Annotated in this window: 18 protein-coding genes; 10 read left to right on the top strand and 8 right to left on the bottom strand. The window is 64.4% G+C overall.

The window, feature by feature from the left end; all coding sequences use genetic code 11:
- Nucleotides 1-55: 55 nt before the first annotated feature.
- Entirely contained in the window at nucleotides 56-907 is an 852-nt protein-coding gene (panC, locus tag IVB47_RS16715; protein WP_247462700.1) for a pantoate--beta-alanine ligase, read from the bottom strand.
- 282 nt (nucleotides 908-1,189) lie between these two features.
- Here panC and IVB47_RS16710 point away from each other — a divergent pair, with 282 nt between their 5' ends.
- The 4 genes from IVB47_RS16710 (at nucleotide 1,190) to IVB47_RS16695 (ending at nucleotide 4,984) form a co-directional block, all read left to right on the top strand.
- Complete coding sequence (locus IVB47_RS16710) at nucleotides 1,190-2,113, top strand: division plane positioning ATPase MipZ (protein ID WP_027567358.1); 924 nt, start codon at nucleotides 1,190-1,192, stop codon at nucleotides 2,111-2,113.
- 345 nt (nucleotides 2,114-2,458) lie between these two features.
- Nucleotides 2,459-3,319, top strand: a complete 861-nt coding sequence (locus IVB47_RS16705; RefSeq protein WP_247462698.1) for an alpha/beta fold hydrolase — start codon at nucleotides 2,459-2,461, stop codon at nucleotides 3,317-3,319.
- Between the two features lie 121 nt (nucleotides 3,320-3,440).
- Complete coding sequence (locus tag IVB47_RS16700; protein WP_247462695.1) at nucleotides 3,441-4,190, top strand: VWA domain-containing protein; 750 nt, start codon at nucleotides 3,441-3,443, stop codon at nucleotides 4,188-4,190.
- 68 nt (nucleotides 4,191-4,258) lie between these two features.
- Entirely contained in the window at nucleotides 4,259-4,984 is a 726-nt protein-coding gene (locus IVB47_RS16695) for a DnaJ domain-containing protein (RefSeq protein ID WP_247462693.1), read from the top strand.
- A 225-nt stretch (nucleotides 4,985-5,209) separates the two neighbouring features.
- Here IVB47_RS16695 and IVB47_RS16690 read toward each other — a convergent pair whose 3' ends face one another.
- Nucleotides 5,210-7,054, bottom strand: coding sequence for a D-alanyl-D-alanine carboxypeptidase (locus tag IVB47_RS16690; protein ID WP_247462691.1), 1,845 nt, complete (start codon nucleotides 7,052-7,054; stop codon nucleotides 5,210-5,212).
- A gap of 387 nt (nucleotides 7,055-7,441) precedes the next feature.
- Between IVB47_RS16690 and IVB47_RS16685 the strand changes: the two genes are divergently transcribed.
- The gene (locus tag IVB47_RS16685; protein WP_007603238.1) at nucleotides 7,442-7,780 is read left to right on the top strand and encodes a phasin family protein; all 339 of its coding nucleotides are present in this window, start codon (nucleotides 7,442-7,444) and stop codon (nucleotides 7,778-7,780) included.
- A 74-nt stretch (nucleotides 7,781-7,854) separates the two neighbouring features.
- Here the strand turns inward: IVB47_RS16685 and IVB47_RS16680 are convergent, their stop codons facing one another.
- Nucleotides 7,855-9,153: a pilus assembly protein gene (locus IVB47_RS16680; protein WP_247462689.1), complete on the bottom strand. Its 1,299-nt coding sequence runs from the start codon at nucleotides 9,151-9,153 to the stop codon at nucleotides 7,855-7,857.
- 487 nt (nucleotides 9,154-9,640) lie between these two features.
- Between IVB47_RS16680 and clpS the strand changes: the two genes are divergently transcribed.
- The 3 genes from clpS to IVB47_RS16665 all read left to right on the top strand — a co-directional run bounded on the left by clpS (nucleotide 9,641) and on the right by IVB47_RS16665 (nucleotide 13,299).
- Nucleotides 9,641-9,973, top strand: coding sequence for an ATP-dependent Clp protease adapter ClpS (gene clpS, locus IVB47_RS16675; RefSeq protein ID WP_018455182.1), 333 nt, complete (start codon nucleotides 9,641-9,643; stop codon nucleotides 9,971-9,973).
- A gap of 293 nt (nucleotides 9,974-10,266) precedes the next feature.
- Nucleotides 10,267-12,672, top strand: a complete 2,406-nt coding sequence (gene clpA, locus IVB47_RS16670; RefSeq protein ID WP_247462688.1) for an ATP-dependent Clp protease ATP-binding subunit ClpA — start codon at nucleotides 10,267-10,269, stop codon at nucleotides 12,670-12,672.
- Nucleotides 12,673-12,753: 81 nt separating this feature from the next.
- A complete protein-coding gene (locus IVB47_RS16665; protein WP_247462687.1) occupies nucleotides 12,754-13,299 on the top strand; it encodes a cupin domain-containing protein in 546 nt (181 codons plus the stop codon).
- A 46-nt stretch (nucleotides 13,300-13,345) separates the two neighbouring features.
- Here the strand turns inward: IVB47_RS16665 and IVB47_RS16660 are convergent, their stop codons facing one another.
- The 5 genes from IVB47_RS16660 to IVB47_RS16640 all read right to left on the bottom strand — a co-directional run bounded on the left by IVB47_RS16660 (nucleotide 13,346) and on the right by IVB47_RS16640 (nucleotide 17,599).
- Nucleotides 13,346-14,767, bottom strand: a complete 1,422-nt coding sequence (locus IVB47_RS16660) for an MFS transporter (RefSeq protein WP_247462685.1) — start codon at nucleotides 14,765-14,767, stop codon at nucleotides 13,346-13,348.
- A gap of 148 nt (nucleotides 14,768-14,915) precedes the next feature.
- Complete coding sequence (locus IVB47_RS16655; RefSeq protein WP_197031132.1) at nucleotides 14,916-15,077, bottom strand: hypothetical protein; 162 nt, start codon at nucleotides 15,075-15,077, stop codon at nucleotides 14,916-14,918.
- A gap of 88 nt (nucleotides 15,078-15,165) precedes the next feature.
- Complete coding sequence (locus IVB47_RS16650) at nucleotides 15,166-16,191, bottom strand: aldo/keto reductase (protein WP_247462682.1); 1,026 nt, start codon at nucleotides 16,189-16,191, stop codon at nucleotides 15,166-15,168.
- A gap of 116 nt (nucleotides 16,192-16,307) precedes the next feature.
- Nucleotides 16,308-16,544, bottom strand: a complete 237-nt coding sequence (locus IVB47_RS16645) for a hypothetical protein (protein ID WP_247286866.1) — start codon at nucleotides 16,542-16,544, stop codon at nucleotides 16,308-16,310.
- A gap of 98 nt (nucleotides 16,545-16,642) precedes the next feature.
- Complete coding sequence (locus IVB47_RS16640) at nucleotides 16,643-17,599, bottom strand: helix-turn-helix domain-containing protein (RefSeq protein ID WP_247361683.1); 957 nt, start codon at nucleotides 17,597-17,599, stop codon at nucleotides 16,643-16,645.
- A 197-nt stretch (nucleotides 17,600-17,796) separates the two neighbouring features.
- Between IVB47_RS16640 and IVB47_RS16635 the strand changes: the two genes are divergently transcribed.
- Nucleotides 17,797-18,813 (top strand): carbon-nitrogen hydrolase family protein, encoded by a 1,017-nt coding sequence (locus IVB47_RS16635; RefSeq protein WP_247462679.1) that lies wholly within the window; start codon nucleotides 17,797-17,799, stop codon nucleotides 18,811-18,813.
- Between the two features lie 27 nt (nucleotides 18,814-18,840).
- Entirely contained in the window at nucleotides 18,841-19,881 is a 1,041-nt protein-coding gene (locus IVB47_RS16630; RefSeq protein ID WP_247462677.1) for a phenylacetaldoxime dehydratase family protein, read from the top strand.
- The last annotated feature ends 1 nt before the right edge of the window (nucleotide 19,882 follow it).

Here is a 19,882-nt window from a genome sequence, read left to right as displayed (position 1 = left end):
TCCTCGTGCCGATCATCCCTCCGGGCGAGCAAAGGTGCAAGATCAACCTTGGCGGTTACACCGCCATATTGTCGATCAGCCGGGTCGTGCCGAGCTTGGCCGCGACCAGGATGCGCAAGGGGCCGTCCTTGCGCGAGATGACAGGCGCCAGGGTCGCTGCATGGCGCACCTCGAAATAGTCGAGCTCAAAGCCGGCCGCCGTGATCATCGTGGCACCGCGTGCCATTGCGGCTGCGACCGCTTCGCCGGCGCGGATGCGCCCGGCGCTCTCCTTCATGGCGCGGTACAGTGTGGTCGCGGTCTGCCGCTCCTGTGGTGACAGGTAGACGTTGCGCGAGGACATCGCGAGCCCGTCGCGCTCGCGCACGGTGCGGGAACCGATCACCTTGACGCCGAGGTCGAGGTCGCGGGCCATCTGCGCCACCACCCGCAACTGCTGAAAATCCTTCTCGCCGAAGATCGCGACATCCGGCCGGCACTGCGTGAACAGCTTGCCGACGACGGTGGCGACGCCGCCGAAGAAATGCGGGCGGAAGCGGTCCTCGAGGCCGGCCAGCGCTGGTCCCTCCGGTACGATGCGGGTGGCAAAGCCCTCCGGATACATGGCCTCGGCGCCGGGATGCCAGACGATATCGACGTCCTCGGCGGCGAGCTTGGCGAGATCGGCCTTCCAGGTTCGCGGATAGGCGCCAAAATCCTCGGTCGGAGCGAACTGGGTCGGGTTGACGAAGATCGACACCACGACGCGGCTCGCGCGCCGCCTAGCCAGGCGCACCAGCGACACATGGCCGTCATGGAGCGCTCCCATGGTCGGGACCAGCGCGATCGTGGCCTTTCGCTTGCGAAGATTGTCGACGGCGCGTCGCAAGGTGGGGACCGTGCGGGCGATCAAGGGGCTGCGTGACATCAGAACTCGACGGAGTTGGGGAATCGGCGGGCGCGTCCCGGCGCCGGCAGGCTAACCTTAACAAGCGGCGACCATGGACGCCACGCATCCGGATGCGGCACAGCATCCCGCGCAAAGCCGCGTAAGAGGTCGCGACATTGTGGGTTGGATCACAGACGCGAAGCGGCGCGGCGATTCATGATGAAGGTCGGCGCGCCGCGATTTGTATTGCCTGTCACGCATTTCACTTGACCGCAGACGCGGCCAACTCGAAGATATTCGTTAGGGGTGTTGAGGATCGCGATGCTTGTGCAAGCTAGCCAAGGCCAGTCCGGCTCGGCGCATGTGGTCGTGCTCGGCAACGAGAAGGGCGGCTCCGGCAAGTCGACGACCGCCCTGCACATCGCAGTCGCGCTTCTGAAAGCCGGCCAGCGCGTCGCCACCATCGACCTCGACTGCCGTCAGCAGAGCTTTACTCACTACATCAACAACCGTTCCGCCTGGGCGCGCCGCACCAAGCTCGACCTCGAACTGCCGCTGCATCGCTGCATCAAGCTCGGCGAGACCATGCAGGTCGCCGAGAACGAGAATTCGGAGTTCCTTCAGTTCATGGAGGCGGTCTCGGCGGTCGAGAGCAGCTTCGACTTCATCGTCATCGATACGCCCGGCACCGACAGCTACCTGATGCGGCTTGCGCACTCGATGGCCGACACGCTGGTGACCCCGATCAACGACAGCTTTCTCGATTTCGATGTGCTTGGCACCGTCGACCCCGCCAATTACGCGGTAACAGGCGAGAGCCACTACGCCGAGATGGTGCGGGATGTCAGGCGCAAGCGCCGCCAACTCGACGGCGCGACCACCGACTGGATCGTCGTGCGCAACCGCCTGTCGATGCTCGGCTCCCGCAACAAGCAGCTGGTTGCCGAGGGGTTGAAGGATTTGTCGATGCGGCTGGGCTTCCGCTACGTCGACGGCTTCGCCGAACGCGTCGTCTATCGCGAGTTCTTCCCGCGCGGCCTGACCGCGCTGGACGAGATCGACGAGGCCACCCTCGGCATGCGGCCCAATCTCGGCCATCTCACTGCGCGGGAGGAGGTGACGAGCCTGCTCCGCCAGCTCAAGCTTCCGCTCGATGAGCGCGGACGCCGCCGCGCGGCCAACCGCGCCGAGTGGTTCAACCAGGTCGACAAGCCGCTCGAGGTCCACGACATCCTCGGCGCCTGAGGTGGCGGTATATCGTTACTTCCGGTCGATCAAAGCGGCCGGTCTCCCGTGGGAACCCGGCCCGCGCTCAACCGTTTTCACCCCGCGTTTACTGCAAAATTGAACCCGATCGAGACAGGTTGCGTCGGAAGGTGACGTGCACCCTGACGTAGCCGTATGAGAGCGAGGTGCCCAACAAACGTGTGCGCCGCACAATGAAAGGGCTGCCAGTTCACAATATTTAGCCTTCCTGTCACGCGGCTGTGACATATATTAGGGAATAGGCGACCAGGGGCCGAAGAGCTCCGGAAGAACACGATTTTCAACAGGGATTCAGGCCGCAAGAGCCTGAGGCTGAGGACGAAAATGAAGCGTGGAATTGCCGTTCTGGTTTCGGTCAGTGCCCTCTGCGGCGTCGCCTATTTCACGGCGAGCAAGTGGGCAATCAGGCACGAGACCATCACCTTCTACGATGCCTCGCGCGACAACCGTGCGGTGCCCGTCGATATCGCGATCCGTCGTGACAAGGAAATGCAGGCCAATGCCGGCATGATCACGATGCCGGTCGCCGTGATCAACCACGGCAACACCGTCAAGAACACCGAGTACGGCTTCCTCGCCAACATTTTCGCTGCGCGCGGCTACCTCGTCGTCAGCCCGCAGCATGATTTGCCGACCGATCCTCCGATGGTGACTAAGCCCGGCGAGATCTATGTCGGCCGGCTGCCGCAGATCCTGCGCGGCGTCGCCAATATCCATCTCGCCATGCAGGAGATGAGGAAGGTTCAGCCCAACGCCGACTACGACAAGGTGACGATGGTCGGCCACTCCATGGGCGGCGACATCACGATGTATTTCGCCAAGCAGTATCCGGATGAGGTCAAGAAGGTCGTCACGCTCGACAATCTTCGCGTGCCCTTCGTCACTGCCGGCAAGTTCAAGATCCTGTCGTTCCGCTCCACCGATCCGCAGTTCAAGGCCGATGCGGGCGTGATCCCGACCGACGAGGAATGCGAGAAGGCCGGTATCCAGGTCGTGAAGACCGAATTCCAGCACAACGATATGCGCGACACCGGTCCGGACGCGGCCAAGAATTCGATCCAGGGCATGCTCGACAAGTTCCTGAGCGCGACCGACAGCGAAGTGGCGCCGGTCGACACCCAATCGTCCCCGCCCAAGATTCTCGAGCCCGGGCCGGTCGCTTTGATGGCGCCTGCCAAGAGCTGACGCCGTCCTCGTCGTCGATACCGATTATCAAAGCCTCCGCCGGCTTCCGCCTGCGGGGGCTTTGCACATTGACCGGGCGGCATGCGCTGACCACATTAGCCGTTCACGCCAAGGTCAAGGAATGTCGGGCGAACCCATCAAACCGCGCGGCCGCGATGCCGTCTCGAGGCAACCAGGCAGCGCTGTGCCGCAGGCGGGGACCTCGACCTCGGAGGACATCGCCGCCTTCGTCGCCAACGCACGCGCGCTGTCACCGCATGCGCCCGGTGCGAAAGGGCGGCTGATCTTCGCGCTGGATGCGACGATGAGCCGGCAGCCGACCTGGGACATGGCCTGTGCGCTTCAGGCTGACATGTTCCGTGAGACCGCCGCGCTCGGCAGTCTCGACATCCGGCTCGTCTACTATCGCGGCTTCAACGAGTGCCGCGTCACGGGATGGATCTCCGACAGCGCCAGGCTGGCGACGCTGATGGGCAAGATCGATTGCCGTGGCGGCGACACCCAGATCGGCAAGGTGCTGAGCGAGGCGCGGCGCGAGGCGGTCGCATCCGGCGTGCGCGCCGTCGTCTTCGTCGGCGACGCCATGGAGGAGAACGTCGACGAGCTCTGCGCCAAGGCCGGCGAGCTCGGCATGCTCAAGGTGCCTGTGTTCGTATTTCAGGAAGGCCATGACGCGGTGGCCGAGCAGGCCTTTCGCGAGATCGCGCGCCTGACCGGCGGCGCCTGGTGCCGGTTCGATCCGGGCGCGGCGGCACAGTTGCGCGAGCTGTTGCGCGCAGCCGCCGCCTACGCGGCCGGCGGACGCGAGGCGCTGTTGCAATTGGCGAAGACCGCCAGTGGGGCGGCCAGGCTGATCGGCCAGATGAAGTAGCGCTGCAGCGGTCTGCGGGGGGACAAGGACTCGATGCTTTTTGGCGATAGGCCGACTATATTCCGGCCATGACCCTGATTGCTGGTGCTATCGCTGTTATCACCCTTTATCTGCTGCTCCAGATGTTCCGTTCGGCCAATCCGGCCGTGCTTGCGCGCGCGATCAGGTTCGGTGGCGGCGTGGTCGCGCTGGCTGTCGCAGCGTTCACGGGATTGAAGGGCGAACTGGTGGTGGCGATCCCGCTCGGGATATTCGGCGCCGGGCTCCTGGGCTGGACACCGATGGCAAACGCCGGCTTCGGCAATATCGGCGGGCTGTTCGGCGCCGGCGCGACGCGCCCGGCCGGTCAGGCGTCGCGCGTGCGCTCGCAATTCCTGGATATGCGGCTCGATCACGATTCCGGCCAGCTCGGAGGCCGGATCGTCGCCGGGCCTCACGCCGGGCGCGATCTCGATGAGTTCGATCTCGCGGCCCTGCTGGCAATGGTCCCGGCGTTCGACGCCGAGAGCGTGGCCCTACTTGAAAGCTATCTGGACCGCCGGTTTCCCGCTTGGCGTCAGAACGCGCAGGGCGACGCGGCAGGGGGGCAGCGCCGCACGATGGCGACCGGCAAAATGACGACGGAGGAGGCCTATCAGATCCTTGGCCTGCAGCCGGGGGCGGGGCGTGACGACATCAGCCGGGCTCACAAGTCCCTGATGAAGAAACTGCATCCCGACCAGGGGGGCTCGACGTATCTCGCTGCCCGGGTAAACGAGGCCAAGGATACTCTGCTTCGCACGCATAACGGCTAACTCCGGCACCACGCTACAAACGCTCGTTCCGTGTGAGCCCTGCTTGCTCTGTTTGCCGTCGCCCCGATGCCCGCCATTGTCGGCGTGGTCGATCCCTTGCGTAAAGTTCTAACCGTAAATCCTTGACGAGAGGTTGTCGTGGAACAGCCTCGTCGGACACCGCATCTCGAAAATGAAAATGCCCGCGCAAGGCGCGGGCATTTTGCTTGGAACGGTGCGAAAAGATCAGTTGCGGACGGTCATGCAGGAGATATCGGCACGCTTCAGGGTGCGGCAGACGGCTTCCGCCTGGTCGCGGTCGAGCCCGGCGAAGCGGGCGCGGTAGAGCTTGCGATTGTCTTTCGCGACGACCGGCTCGGTGAACGGGTCGGCCTTGCTGAGCAGACCGCGAGCCGAGCTGCGCGCCGCGTCGATGCGCTGCTGGGCTTCGTTCTCGCTCTCGAGCGCGCCGACCTGGACGATCCAGCCGCTGTGGGTGACGATCGGCTTCGTGGTGGCGCTCATCTGGACCGGCTGCAGCGCCGGGTCGGCTGACGCAAGCTTCGTAGCAGCCGGGGCGGGTGCGGCGGCGGTGGCGGCCGGCAATACGCCGAGGATGCCATTGCCGGTGCCGAAGCCCGCCGGCTGACGCGGCAGCTCGGTACGGGCGATCTCGGCCTTCGGCGCCTCCGGTTGGCTGGCAACCTCGGGCTTGTTGATGAGGTCTGCCCGGGCCACGACGGCGCCGGAGGTTTCGGCGACGTCGGAGCGGGACGCGATCGTGCTCGTGACCTGCGGTGCGATCTGAGCCGGGGCGGCGGAGGCGACCCTCACGGTGCCGGCCTTGACCTGCACGGTCTTGACCCGGACCGGCTTCATCGGCTCGGACGAGCCGGGGATGATCGAGAGGGGCTGGCTCGAGATCACGCCATTGGTGAGCGGCGCAGGCTCGATCTTGGGTTCAGTCGACCGAACTTCAGGCTTGTTGGCTTCAGATCTGGGCTGAGACGGCGGCACCGCGGCAGTCGCAGCCGCAAGCGTCGACAGGCGCGCGGCGAGACGCGACGGGGCTGCTTCGGGAGCAGGGGCAGCCTGAACCTGCGGAGCGGAGCGTGCCGGGGTATCCGACGCATCAGCGACTTCGGCAGCGGCGTCGGAGCCGTTGCGCTCGGTGACCGCCGCGACGGTGTGGGTGGTCGCGGCCTTGTCGAGGTTCTCCGCGAGCAGGTTGCGCATGATGGCGTCGCGCGAGCCGCCGCTCCGGCCGCCCAGCACCACGCCGATCAGGTGGCGGTTGCCGCGGCGCATCGAGGTCACGAGATTGAAGCCGGAGGCGCGGGTGTAGCCGGTCTTGATGCCGTCCACGCCCTCGACATTCCCGAGCAGATGATTGTGGTTCCGGATCGACTGTCCGCGCCAGTTGAACGTCGATGTCGCGAAATAGCGATAATAGCGCGGGAAGCGCTCCTGGATGGCGCGGCCGAGCGTGGCCTGGTCGCGCGCGGTCGTGACCTGCTCGTCGTTGGGAAGACCGTTGGCGTTGCGGTAAACCGTCCTGGACATACCGAGCGAACGCGCCTTGCGCGTCATCATCTGGGCGAAGTCGTCCTCGTCGCCGCCAATCGCTTCAGCGATCACAACGGCTGCGTCATTGGCGGAGCGGGTGACGAGACCCTTGATTGCGTCCTCGACGCGAATGGTCTGGCCGGCACGCAGGTTCAACTTGGTTGGATCCTGATCGGCGGCGTGCTGCGACACCGGCATCTCGGTGTCGAGCTTCAACTTCCCGGACTCGAGGCGCTCGAACAGCAGATAGAGCGTCATGATCTTGGTCAGCGAGGCCGGGTGGCGGATCCCGTCGGGACTCGTTGCCTGAAGCACGGACCCGGAATTGCCGTCGACGATGATCGACGCGAATTTCGGGCTGGAACTCTCGGACACATCGCGCTGCACGCGGTGGTGCGCGTAGTGACGACGGTGGCGCCGCGCCTCGGCAGCATCTGTGGTGAAGATGACCGCACTGGTGACCGCAAGAAGCCCAAAAACGCCAACCCGCGCCAAGCGCGAGGAAGACAAGTTTTTACGAAGCATGAAACCCCGTCCCCGTTTCTGACTTGATCACCGGCTCGTGAGGCGAAATTGTGCCCATGGGACCGGGATCATTACCTGCTCAGGCTGTCCTTCCGCAGGTGTTCGCTGCGGGGGACGTTGGGCCTGAGCCGCTATTCTGGCTAAGGTGATGTTCTCCAACGGCTTTTGGCCGTTTGTGGAAGCTGAACACGTCCAGGGAATCAAAGTAGGGCGCTGCGGTTTCCAAAAGCTTAAGGAACCCTTGCGGGAAAACCCGGGAATTGGTGCGAACTTGTCCTTATTTTTGTGCGTCGCACAAAATTCTTGACTTTTTTGTGCGCTGCACTAATTGTAAGCAGGGTCAGGGAGCCGGGGCTTCCCGACGAGAGCTAGGGAAAAGGATTCCGAATGTTCAAGGTTGAAGACTTTCAAGGCTACGGGAAAGAGCACTTCGAGCAGTACGTCGCCTCCGCGACCTCGATGCAGCACGGCCTTCAGGCGATCGCCAGCGCCTATGGCGACTACACCAAGAAGTCGTTCGAAGACACCAAGTCCTTCGTCGAGAAGCTTTCCGGCGTGAAGTCGCTGGACAAGGCCGTCGAAGCGCAGACCGAATTCGCCCGTTCCGCCTACGAGTCCTTCGTCGCGGAATCGCAGAAGATCGCCGGCCTTTACAGCGACCTCGCCAAGCAGGCCTTCAAGCCGGTCGAGACCATCGTGTCGAAGTTCACTCCGGCCGCCAGCTAACGTTTCCTGAGCTCCTGGAATCAAAAGCCCGGCTGAAGCAGCCGGGCTTTTTTGTTTGTCGTGGCGTGTCGATCTCAGCGCGCTACGCGCAGCTTGGATAACGACGTGCCGATGTCCTTGAACACCGAGACGGTCTGATCTGCCTTCGTCACCAGATAGAACTTGTCGGTGCCGCTCGCGCAATATTGCAGCACGCTGGACGTCGGATCGCTGCCGGTGTTCACCTGCACCGTATAGATCGTGATGTTCGCCGCCTTGGCGTTGTCGCACAGCTTCTTCTGCCGCGCGTCGATTTGCCAGGCGTTGCTGTACCAGCGGTTCTGCGTATTGAGACCGTCGGAGAGCAGCACGATCGCATCCTTGTAGGTGTAGTTGGGGTCCTTGGCCGGCGCGTTCATTGGATCGCCAGCCGACAGCGTCATCCAGCCCCAGGCGAGGCCAATGCCCTGGTTGGTGTTGCCGGTGGGCTTCATGGCGTCGATCCGGCTCTTGAGTAAGCTCCAGTCGTAGCTCAGCGGCATGATTGGCTGCAGATAGGACGAACTGCCGAGGTCGCAGTAGGAGTACTGTTCGGCCGGGAACTGTGTTCCCGCGTTGCCGCTCGTGGGCGTCGTGTTCTTCGTGTCGTAGTCCTGGTCGCGGTCGACCACGCATCCCGTCCATGCGTTGTGGTTGGCGAACCTGGTGCCGCGGGCCGCGGCCCAATCGCTGAAATCGACCCAGTACTTGCTGTAGTTGCTGGCGCCGACGTTGACGTCCTTGGCAAACGGAACAATCGAGATGTAGACGTCGCCATCGGTCTTGGAGAGCGGGCTGAGCTGGTCGACCAGGCTCTTCGCGGCGGTCTGCATCGCCGCCATCTTGCCGTCGTCGGCCATCGACCCCGTGTTGTCGAGCACCAAGGCCACGCGCATGCGCACCAGGCCCCATGCGCTGGTGGAATTGGCGCCGACGTCGAGCGTCGGGAAGCCCGCGACCTTCATGAAGGTAGTCGTGTAGGTGCCGGTGCCGGTGACCTGGATGGTGGAGCCCATGCTGGTGCTTGCGGTGTAAGTGGCCGCGATGCTGACCGATGGCAGGGCGTTGGTGGCGGTGAACAGGGCGTTGAAATAAGCCTGCGCCTTGATGCTGATCTGCGACGTCGTGATGGTGCCGGACGACAGATCCTTGGAGACCATCAGCGAGGTCGAATCGAGGGCCGCCTGCATTGCGGAACGAGCCTGGGCCGCGCGGCTGTAATCGATTGCAGCTCCCACGAAGCCTAAAACCGGGAGCAGCGCGATGGCGAAGATCACGGCGATATTGCCTTGTTCGGCCGCTGCAAACCGGGCGAGGTGTCGACCAATACGGCTGACGAATGGCAGGCGAGACATGACGATTCCCGGAAATCTGTGACTTTGCCCGTTTTCGCGCCACGCCGTTGAACGCAGGGTAAATCGGTCCGTAGAAAACCGGAGATAGCCCGCGCGAAACCGCCGCAGCCACGTTGCCGGCCGGGTTCCTGGTCAACATCTTCTAAACGGGCGGGGCGGAAGCTTTTGTCAAATCAGTCCGGATTGATTAACCTTGGCAAGGATCGCCCGGACCGGGAATCGGGACGGCCATGGCCGCATAGGCCGAGCTGTCGCACGCTTGCGGCGAGCCGGGGGCAGGCCCATATTCGGTGAGGCCGATCCGGCTTGGACCGGACCGGCTGGAAGCGGCGATCCAACAAGGCGGTGCGCCTGTGCGAAGCTCCAAAAGCCGGGGCTGCGCGGCAAACCGTCATACGCTTCCGTGGGGAATTTGAACGCCTGAGCCATGCCGCAACTGTCTTCCAGACCAGATCCGTCCGCGGCCGCCGCCGCCCACGCTGCCCTGATGAGCAACGACGAGAACCGTTCCGGCGGTCCCTCCGCGCCAAACACGTCCGTCATCACCAAGGTCAAGCCGAAGACCAAACGGCCGAACCTGTACCGTGTGTTGATCCTGAACGACGATTACACGCCGATGGAATTCGTCGTTCATGTGCTGGAGAAATTCTTCCAGAAGGACGCCGAGGCTGCAACCAAGATCATGCTGCACGTTCATCATCACGGGATCGGGGAATGCGGCGTGTTCACCTACGAGATCGCCGAGACCAAGGTGACGCAGGTGATGGATTTCGCTCGCAAGCACCAGCATCCGCTGCAATGCGTGATGGAAAAGAAGTAAGACACGACACGTTACGGCGCGTTCGAAGCCGGCTTGTGCATGCCGCAATGTGATTGCCGCGTGATGTCTGCGCGCGATGTTCGTTGCAGACGGCAAAACTACGGAATTTCGGACCGGTGCCGATCGTGCCCAAACCGGAACGGGTTTTGCATCGAAAAATACCTCAGCTGTGCAGCCGCCTGAGTCGCGGAACCGGTCTTTCGCCGCGATCTTGTATAACTATATGTGACAAAGGTTGTTGTTGCCTGACCGGGCGATGGCGATCATGATGGTGGGGGCCATAGAGGACGCGAATGCCGACTTTTTCCCAAAGCCTTGAACAATCCCTGCATCGTGCACTGGCGATCGCAAACGAGCGTCATCACCAATACGCGACGCTCGAGCATCTTTTGCTCTCGCTGATCGACGACTCCGATGCAGCCGCCGTCATGCGCGCCTGTAGCGTCGACCTCGACAAGCTCCGTACGAGCCTCGTCAATTATCTCGAGACCGAATTCGAGAACCTAGTGACGGACGGCGCCGACGACGCCAAGCCGACCGCAGGCTTCCAGCGCGTGATCCAGCGCGCGGTGATCCACGTGCAGTCGTCCGGTCGCGAAGAGGTGACCGGCGCCAACGTGCTGATCGCGATCTTTGCCGAGCGCGAGAGTCATGCCGCGTATTTCCTGCAGGAGCAGGACATGACGCGCTACGACGCCGTCAACTACATCAGCCACGGCATCGCCAAGCGACCGGGCGTCTCCGAGGCGCGGCCGGTGCGCGGCGTCGACGAGGAGGCGGAGACCAAGGGCAGCGAGGACGCCAAGAAGAAGGGCGAGGCGCTCGAGACCTATTGCGTCAACCTCAACAAGAAGGCGCGGGATGGCAAAATCGATCCGGTGATCGGACGCAATTCCGAGATCAACCGCGCGATCCAGGTGCTGTGCCGCCGGCAGAAGAACAATCCGCTGTTCGTGGGCGAGGCCGGCGTCGGCAAGACCGCGATCGCGGAGGGCCTGGCCAAGCGCATCGTCGACAGCGAGGTGCCGGAGGTGCTGGCGGCTGCGACCGTGTTCTCGCTCGACATGGGCACGCTGCTCGCCGGTACGCGCTATCGCGGCGACTTCGAGGAACGCCTGAAGCAGGTGCTGAAGGAGCTCGAGGCGCATCCCAATGCCATCCTGTTCATCGACGAGATCCACACCGTGATCGGTGCGGGCGCGACGTCGGGCGGGGCGATGGATGCCTCGAACCTGCTCAAGCCCGCGCTCGCTTCCGGCACCATCCGCTGCATGGGCTCGACCACCTACAAGGAATACCGCCAGCACTTCGAGAAAGACCGCGCGCTGGTGCGGCGCTTCCAGAAGATCGACGTCAACGAGCCGACGGTCGAGGACGCGATCGCGATCCTCAAGGGCCTCAAGCCGTACTTCGAAGACTACCACCGGCTGAAATACACCAACGAGGCGATCGAGGCTGCGGTGCAGCTCTCTTCGCGCTACATCCACGACCGCAAGCTGCCGGATAAGGCGATCGACGTGATCGACGAATCCGGCGCGGCGCAGATGCTGGTCGCCGAGAACAAGCGCAAGAAGACCATCGGCATCAAGGAGATCGAGACGACGATTGCCTCGATGGCGCGGATCCCGCCGAAGAGCGTGTCGAAGGACGATGCCGAGGTGCTCAAGCATCTCGAGCAGACCCTGAAGCGCACCGTGTTCGGTCAGGACAAGGCGATCGAGTCGCTCGCCGCTTCGATCAAGCTGGCGCGTGCCGGCCTGCGCGAGCCGGAGAAGCCGATCGGCTGCTATCTGTTCTCTGGTCCGACCGGCGTCGGCAAGACCGAGGTCGCGAAACAGCTCGCGGCGTCGCTCGGCGTCGAGCTGTTGCGCTTCGACATGTCCGAGTACATGGAGCGGCACACGGTGTCGCGCCTGATCGGCGCGCCTCCCGGCTATGTCGGCTTCGATCAGGGCGGCTTGCTCACTGACGGCGTCGACCAGCATCCGCATTGCGTGGTGCTGCTGGACGAGATCGAGAAGGCGCATCCCGATCTCTACAACGTGCTGCTCCAGATCATGGATCACGGCCGGCTCACCGACCACAACGGCAAGCAGGTCAACTTCCGCAACGTGATCCTGATCATGACCACGAATGCGGGCGCGTCTGATCTCGCCAAGCAGGCGTTCGGCTTCACGCGCTCGAAGCGGGAAGGCGACGACCACGAGGCGATCAACCGGCAGTTCGCGCCGGAATTCCGCAACCGTCTCGATGCCGTCGTGTCGTTCGGCCATCTCAGTGTCGAGGTGATCGGTACGGTGGTCGAGAAGTTCGTGCTTCAGCTCGAAGCGCAACTCGGCGATCGCGATGTCACCATCGAACTGTCCGACCCCGCCAAGACCTGGCTGGTGAAGCATGGTTACGACGAGCAGATGGGCGCACGTCCGATGGCTCGCGTGATCCAGGAGCACATCAAGAAGCCGTTGGCCGACGAGGTGCTGTTCGGCAAACTCAAGGGTGGCGGCCATGTCCGCGTCGTCCTGGTCAAGGACGAGGCCGACGAGACCAAGGACAAGATCGGCTTCGAGTTCGTCGAGGGGCCGGTCACGCCGAAGCAGGAGAAGCTCCCGGGTGCCCGCAAGCGCCCGTCGGGCAAGTCCAAGCCCGGTGGCCCCGGCGGCTCGAAGGGGCCGACCAAGAGCCCGCTGGTCAAGGCTTGATCCGCACGCGATGAATTGAAAAGGCCGGCTGAAAAGCCGGCCTTTCTTATTGGCAGTCAAATATAAGCAAGAAGATCCGACATGACCAACACGCCTTCTGCAAACTCGCCGTCAGCTTCCTCGATCCCCGCCGACGATCCCGCGCGCGCCCTGACGGTCGCCAATCCCGACGGCGCTGACGTGCCGCATATCTCTGTGGCCGGCGGCACCTACACGGTCCTGGTGTCGGGCGCGCAGACCGCAGGACGCTATTGCCTGGTCGACATGCTGGTGCCCGCCGGCGGCGGGCCCCCGCCGCACCGCCACGACTTCGAGGAAATGTTCACGCTGCTCGAAGGCGAACTTGAATTCACCTTTCGCGGTAAGTCCCACACCGTAAGTGCGGGGTCGACCGTCAACGTTCCGGCCAACGCGCCGCACGCGTTCAAGAACGTGTCCGGCAAGACGGCCCGTATGCTCTGCATGTGCACGCCAGCGGGACAGGACGAATTCTTCCTGGCGGTTGGCTTTCCCGTCGAAGGCCGCACGTCGCCACCGCCGAAGCCGACCCCGGAAGAGATGGCCGAGAAAGGCAAGCTGATCGCAGCACTGCTGCCGAAATATCGCACCGAGATGGTGAAGATGTGAAGAGGGGCGGACGCAGCCGAAATCGGCCTTCCCAAATGGTCACGCGCTATTCGCCGCGCAGGCGCTGGTCGTCTTGCACCCGAACATGCTCGGCGCCGCGCGCACCCGCGGACGACAGCCGCAACATGCTCAGGGCCGCGCCGCAGAGCGCGAAGCCGACGCCTGTCAGCAACGCGATCCTGGTTCCCTCGATCGGATAGCGGCCGAGGAACAGCGCGACCAGCGCTGCGCCGGTGGTCTGCCCAAGCAGTCGCGCCGTGCCCAGCATGCCGCTGGCGCCGCCGGCGCGCTCGCGCGGGGCCGCCGCGATCATGGTCCGGTTGTTGGGGGTCTGGAACAGGCCAAAGCCGGCGCCGGCCAGCGCCATTCGCCAGATCACGTCGAGCGGCGTGGGCGCCGCCGGCAGCAAAGCGAGCGCAGCGAGGCCGCAGGCGAACAGCGTGAGGCCGATGCCGCCGAGCAGGCCGGCCGGATAATGCTCGACCAGGCGGCCGGCGAGGGGGGCTGCGAACGCCACCGCGATCGGCCATGGCGTGATCAAGAGGCCCATATGGACCGCCGAATAGCCGAAGCGGCTCTGGAGGTAGAAGGGGATCGCAACGAAGGCCAGCATTTGCCCGCAGAACGAGGCGATCGAGGTTGCAATCGACAGCGCGAACACCGGGATGCGCAATAGGTCAATCGGCAGCAGCGGCGAGGCCATGTGGGTCTCGCGGTAGATCAGCAGCGCGCCGGCCAGGAGCGCGATGGCGAACTGCACGAGGCAGGTGACCGCCGCTTCGCCATGACCGACGCTATCGACGGCCGCGATGCCGACGCCGAAGGTGATCGCGGACAGCCCCGCGCTCTGCCAGTCGAAGGAATGGCTCGCGGGCCTGGTGTGCGGCAGGCTGCGCAGGCCCAGCACCAATGTCACCACGCCGAGCGGGACGTTGATGGCGAACAGCCAGGGCCAGCTGCCAAACGCCAGGATACCGGCTGCGAGCGTCGGACCGACCGCGGCCGAGAAGGCGACGACGAGAGCGTTGAGCCCGATGCCGCGGCCGAGCTGGCTGCGGGGGTAAGTGAAACGCACCAGCGCTGCGTTGACGCTCATGATTCCGGCCGCGCCGAAGCCCTGCACGATGCGTGCAATCGTGAGCAGCGGCAGCGTGTGCGCCAGCGCGCAGAATGCGGAGGCAAGCGTGAACAGCACCAGCCCGACCAGATAGACGCGGCGATAACCGACGATCTCGCCGAGCGAAGCCAGCGGCAGCAGCGAGATCGTGATCGCGAGCTGGTAGCCGTTGACGATCCAGATCGAGAACGCCGGGCTCGCGTCGAGGTCGGCCGCGATCGTCGGGAGCGCGACGTTGGCGATGGCGCTGTCGACCACTGCCATGATGATGCCGAGCGCAATGGTCAGGACCGCCTGGCCCCGCTGCGGCTGCGGCAGGCCGTCGGCGTGCTCCATGGGGGCTGGCGACATGATGGCGGCGTGCTTGATTCGAGCCGTGGTTCGTCTCCGGATTAGGAAATTGCGAGATGCATCGCAACCCAGCAGGATACGGGCGGTTCCTGCGTCGGGAGCGGGTCTCCCGGCACCGCGGGCATGGGTCGGAACGGCCTTCGCAGGCTCACCAGCGCGAGGTCGACTTCCCGAACACATAGAGCGCGACGAGCCCAACCGTCACCGCGGTCGAGACGATCCGGATGGTGCGGTCCCAATCGATTCCGCTCCGCTCGGCGCGGTTGAGATTGAGAGCGGTGAACAGGGCCTTCATGGCAAATCTGCGCATCGGGCTGCCTCGCGGGTGCACACGATGCCACTGTCTGCGCGGACCGGCTTGATGCAGCTCAAGCCGGACTGCGCCGGCGCCCCGGCCGCTACACCGCCGGTGGATTGCGGTCGGTGAAAGTCGTGCGCTGGTGCCAGTAGGGATAGGGCAGCGTCACCTTGCTCGCCGCATCGAGCTTTGCGATGTGGTCCTTGGTCAATGACCAGCCGACCGCGCCGAGATTTTCGCGCAGCTGCGTCTCGTTGCGCGCGCCGATGATCAGCGTCGAAACGGTCGGACGCTGCTGCAGCCAGTTCAGCGCGATCTGCGAGACGCTCTTGCCGGTTTCCTTGGCGACCTCGTCGATTGCCTCGACGACGCGATAGACGTGCTCGTCCGGCACGGGCGGGCCGAACTCAGCCGTCTTGGGCAAGCGGCTTACGTCAGGCTTTGGCTGGCCGCGGCGGATCTTTCCGGTGAGGCGCCCCCATCCGAGCGGCGACCAGACCACTGCGCCGAGGCCCTGGTCGAGGCCGAGCGGCATCAGCTCCCATTCGTAGTCGCGTCCGATCAGTGAATAATAGGTCTGGTTGGCGACGTAGCGCGGGAAGCCATGTTTGTCGGCAACGCCAAGCGATTTCATCAGGTGCCAGCCCGAAAAATTCGACACGCCGACGTAGCGGATCTTGCCGGCACGCACGAGCACATCGAGAGTGGCGAGCACCTCTTCAGGCGGGGTGAAGGCGTCGAAGCCGTGGAGCTGGAACAGGTCGATGTAATCGGTACCGAGCCGGCTCAGCGAAGCATCGATGGCCGCGAGCAGATGCTGGCGCGACGACCCGATCTCGTTGGGGCCGTCGCCAAAACGGAACGTCGCCTTGGTCGAGACCAAAACCTTGTCGCGGCGGCCCTTGATGGCCTCGCCGAGAACGCGCTCGGATTCGCCGAGCGAATAGACGTTCGCGGTGTCGAACATCGACACGCCGGCATCGAGGCAGATATCCAGAAGGCGCCGCGCTTCGGTCGCGTCAGTCGCGCCCCACGCAGCGAGGCGGCCAACGCCGCCGAAGGTGCCGGTCCCAAGACTCAAGGCGGGCACCATGAGGCCCGAGCGGCCCAAGCGTCGGTATTCCATCGATTTGCTCCTCGGCTGGCCGCTGATTGATCCCCGCGACCTCTGTGCCGGATGGTAGTGCAAGCACGCGCCGTGTCCTACGCCGCGCTCACATACCGGCCTTGCTTGGGAGAGGCCTAGTCGTGCAGACGCATGTCATCGAATGCTGCGTCGATCACGCGCGGACCGACCGTCGTCGCGGGAAGCCGAGCCGCGCTCCTCGCTAGTGGCGATCGAAGGCAGGCGACCTCGCTCTCGCGCGCCTGCTGCGGCAGGAGCGTCAGGCTCCAGCCCACCACGACCAGGAACGCGAGCCGGATCGCGATCACGCCGAGCAAGACTTCCGATCCGCTTATCGTCGCGTTGTTTCTCATGTGCAGAGCCTGATCCCGGCAGCTGCACCTGACAATCCGGAATTCACGAGCACCGCCTTCGCCTGAAGCGAAGGCTCGGGCCAGTGGCTAACCGGACCTCAATGCCGCGACTGGCTCTGCCGGAAGTCACGCGGTGACATCCCGAAATGCTCGCGGAAGACGCGGCCGAAATGCGAGAGGTCGTTGAAGCCCCAGGCGAAGGCGATCTCGCTGATGTGGCGGTGAGCGAGCACGGGGGAGGCGAGGTCGCGCCTGCATTGGGCGAGGCGCTCACCGAGGACGTAGCGCTGGAACGAGGTATCCTCGTCGGCGAGGAGATCGTTGACGTAGCGGGACGAGATGCCGAGCGCCGCTGCGGTCTCGGAGAGCGAGAGATCGGGATCGGCAAGATGAGCCCGGATATGCGCCTTCAGCCGGTAGAGCAGGGCGGAGCGATGGGTCGAGGACGGCAGCGGCGTCTTGCCCAGCCGCTCGCCAAGTGCCATCGCCAGGACATCGACGGCCTGTTCCGACAGAGCGGCGGCGTGGTGCGGATCGATCTGATCCGCACTCTGGCAGAGCCGGTAGATGAAATCGTAGGCGATCCGCTGCAGCGGCGAGTCTGGTCCGAAAGCGCTGGCAGTAAGGGTTTCGGTCGCGCCGAGTCGGCGCTGCAGCATCTCGCGCGGCACCTTGAAGATGGTCTGCGTGAAGATGCCGTCGAATTTCAGCTCGTAGGGACGGGTGGTGTCATAGAGCGCAAACTCTCCCGGATGCACCACGGCCTCGCGGCCGTCCTGCACCACAGCGCCGGCGCCGCGATTGCCGAGCGCGATCAGGATGAAATCCTGATCCGAGCGCGCGATGCGCGAGGGCGTGCGCAACACGTGCTGACGGTCGGAGCAGACCTCGGAGCATTCCGCCTTGCCCAGTGGCGCCCGGGTGACCGAGCCGCGAAAGGCGCTGCCAAGATCGGACTTGCAGTCGAGTCCGACGAAGACGTCGCAGACGATATCCTGCCAGAGCGCAAGGCGGCGGTGGCCTGGGCTGTCGTCCGTGGTGAACTGGATTGGCATCTGCAGAGCCTCCCTTTCACATCCCGCAAAATCGCGTGTCGGTGCAGGTCCCCACTGACGGAGGCAAATCCCGTACCGGGCCGGCAATTCCCGTCCGGTCGAGTTTTTGTTCCGCCGTGGTCGAGCGCCCGCCGCCCGGCTTGGTCAAATACACTGCATCGGACCTGGCTTCCGATCAACCGGCAAGGGAGGTGGGAATGGGCATCGAACATCCGAAATACAAGGTCGCGGTGGTGCAGGCTGCGCCTGCCTGGCTCGATCTCGACGCCTCGATCGACAAGTCGATCGCTCTGATCAGGGACGCCGCCGAGAAGGGCGCCAAGCTGATCGCCTTTCCGGAAGCCTTCATCCCGGGCTACCCTTGGCACATCTGGATGGATTCGCCGGCCTGGGCGATCGGCCGCGGCTTCGTGCAGCGCTATTTCGACAATTCGCTGTCCTACGACAGTCCGCAGGCCGGGCGGCTGCGTGATGCCGTGCGCAATGCGAAGCTCACTGCCGTGCTCGGCCTGTCCGAGCGCGACGGCGGCAGTCTCTATCTGGCGCAATGGCTGATCGGGCCTGACGGCGAGACCATCGCAAAGCGCCGCAAGCTGCGGCCGACCCATGCCGAGCGCACTGTCTATGGTGAGGGCGACGGCAGCGATCTCGCCGTGCACGCGCGGTCTGACATCGGCCGCATCGGCGCATTGTGCTGCTGGGAGCATCTGCAGCCGCTGTCGAAATACGCGATGTATGCCCAGAACGAGCAGGTCCATGTCGCGGCCTGGCCGAGCTTTTCGCTCTACGATCCCTTCGCGCCGGCGCTCGGCGCCGAGGTGAATAACGCCGCCTCGCGCGTCTATGCCGTGGAGGGCTCCTGCTTCGTGCTCGCCCCTTGCGCGACGGTCTCGCAAGCGATGATCGACGAGCTCTGTGATCGGCCGGACAAGCACGCGCTGCTGCATGCCGGCGGTGGCTTCGCCGCGATCTACGGCCCCGATGGCAGCCAGATCGGCGACAAGCTCGCGCCGGACCAGGAGGGCCTCTTGATTGCCGAGATCGATCTTGGCGCCATCGGTGTCGCCAAGAACGCCGCTGATCCAGCCGGGCACTATTCGCGCCCTGATGTGACGCGGCTCCTGCTCAATAAGAAGCGATACCAGCGCGTCGAGCAGTTTGCGCTGCCGGTCGACACCGTCGAGCCCACGGACATTGCCGCGGCGGCGAGCTGATCGCCGGAATCAAGGGGAGGCACGATCATGGAATCCGCAATTCCTCTGCATCTCGAGACCCCACGCACGCGCCACAAGCGCGTGCCGGACGATTACCAGCCGCCATACCCGTCCTTCGTGGCGCGCTATAAGCCTGGAGTGAACCGGGTCGTGATGGCCTATTTCGGCCTTCAGTATCGCGGCACGGCGTCGGCGGCTGCAACGGACGCGCTCGCCGACATCGCGGCGCGGTTTGCCGCGGAAGGCGGTCCTTCGCATTGGGACCGCGCGCAATATGTTGATCAGGCCGGCTACGAGAACGTCGTCTCGGTGGCCTATTGGGACGACATTGCGCGGTTCGACAAATGGTTTGCACCGGCGCGCGAGGCCTGGACCGGAGCGCAGCCTGAGGGCATCGGCGCTTTCATCGAGGTGCTGCGCCCCATTGTGGCGCGGCACGAGACGCTATTTTCCTCGCTCGGCCAGCCGGAGGGCGTCGCCGCTATTGCTGGCGGCATGAGCGGCGAGGTGCAGGAGCACGCCTATTGGGGCGGCATGCGCGACCGCATCCCGCTGTCGCAGACCGATCCAATGTCGCCGGGCGGCAATCCCGAATTGATCCGCGACGGCGCACGGCTGCGCGTGCAGGCGCACGACAATCTGTGCCTGATCCGATCAGGCCAGGATTGGAGCGATACCGAGACCTCGGAGCGAAAGCTCTATCTCGACGACGTCGAACCGGTGTTGCGCGAGGGCATGGATTTCTTGCGCGATGACGGCCTCGGCATCGGCTGCTACGCCAACCGTTACATGCGCGTGCTTGCAGCCGGCGGAGATGTGAGTGAAAAGTCCTACGGTCAAAGCTGGTGGAAGAGCCTGGCTGCGCTGGAGCGGTGGGCGGAATCGCATCCGACCCACGTCAGGATATTCGGCGCAGCGATGAAGTACCTCTCGACGCTCGGCCCCTCGGCAAAACTGCGGCTCTACCACGAGGTCACCGTGGCGGCTGCCGACGAGCAGTTCTTCGAATATCTGAACTGTCACCCCAGGACCGGCATGCTGGCGGCGGTGGAGACCGTCAGCGCTTGAT

It is taken from the genome of Bradyrhizobium sp. 62, from assembly GCF_023073035.1.
GTDB lineage: Bacteria > Pseudomonadota > Alphaproteobacteria > Rhizobiales > Xanthobacteraceae > Bradyrhizobium.
This window is presented reverse-complemented; position numbering and strand designations above follow the sequence as displayed.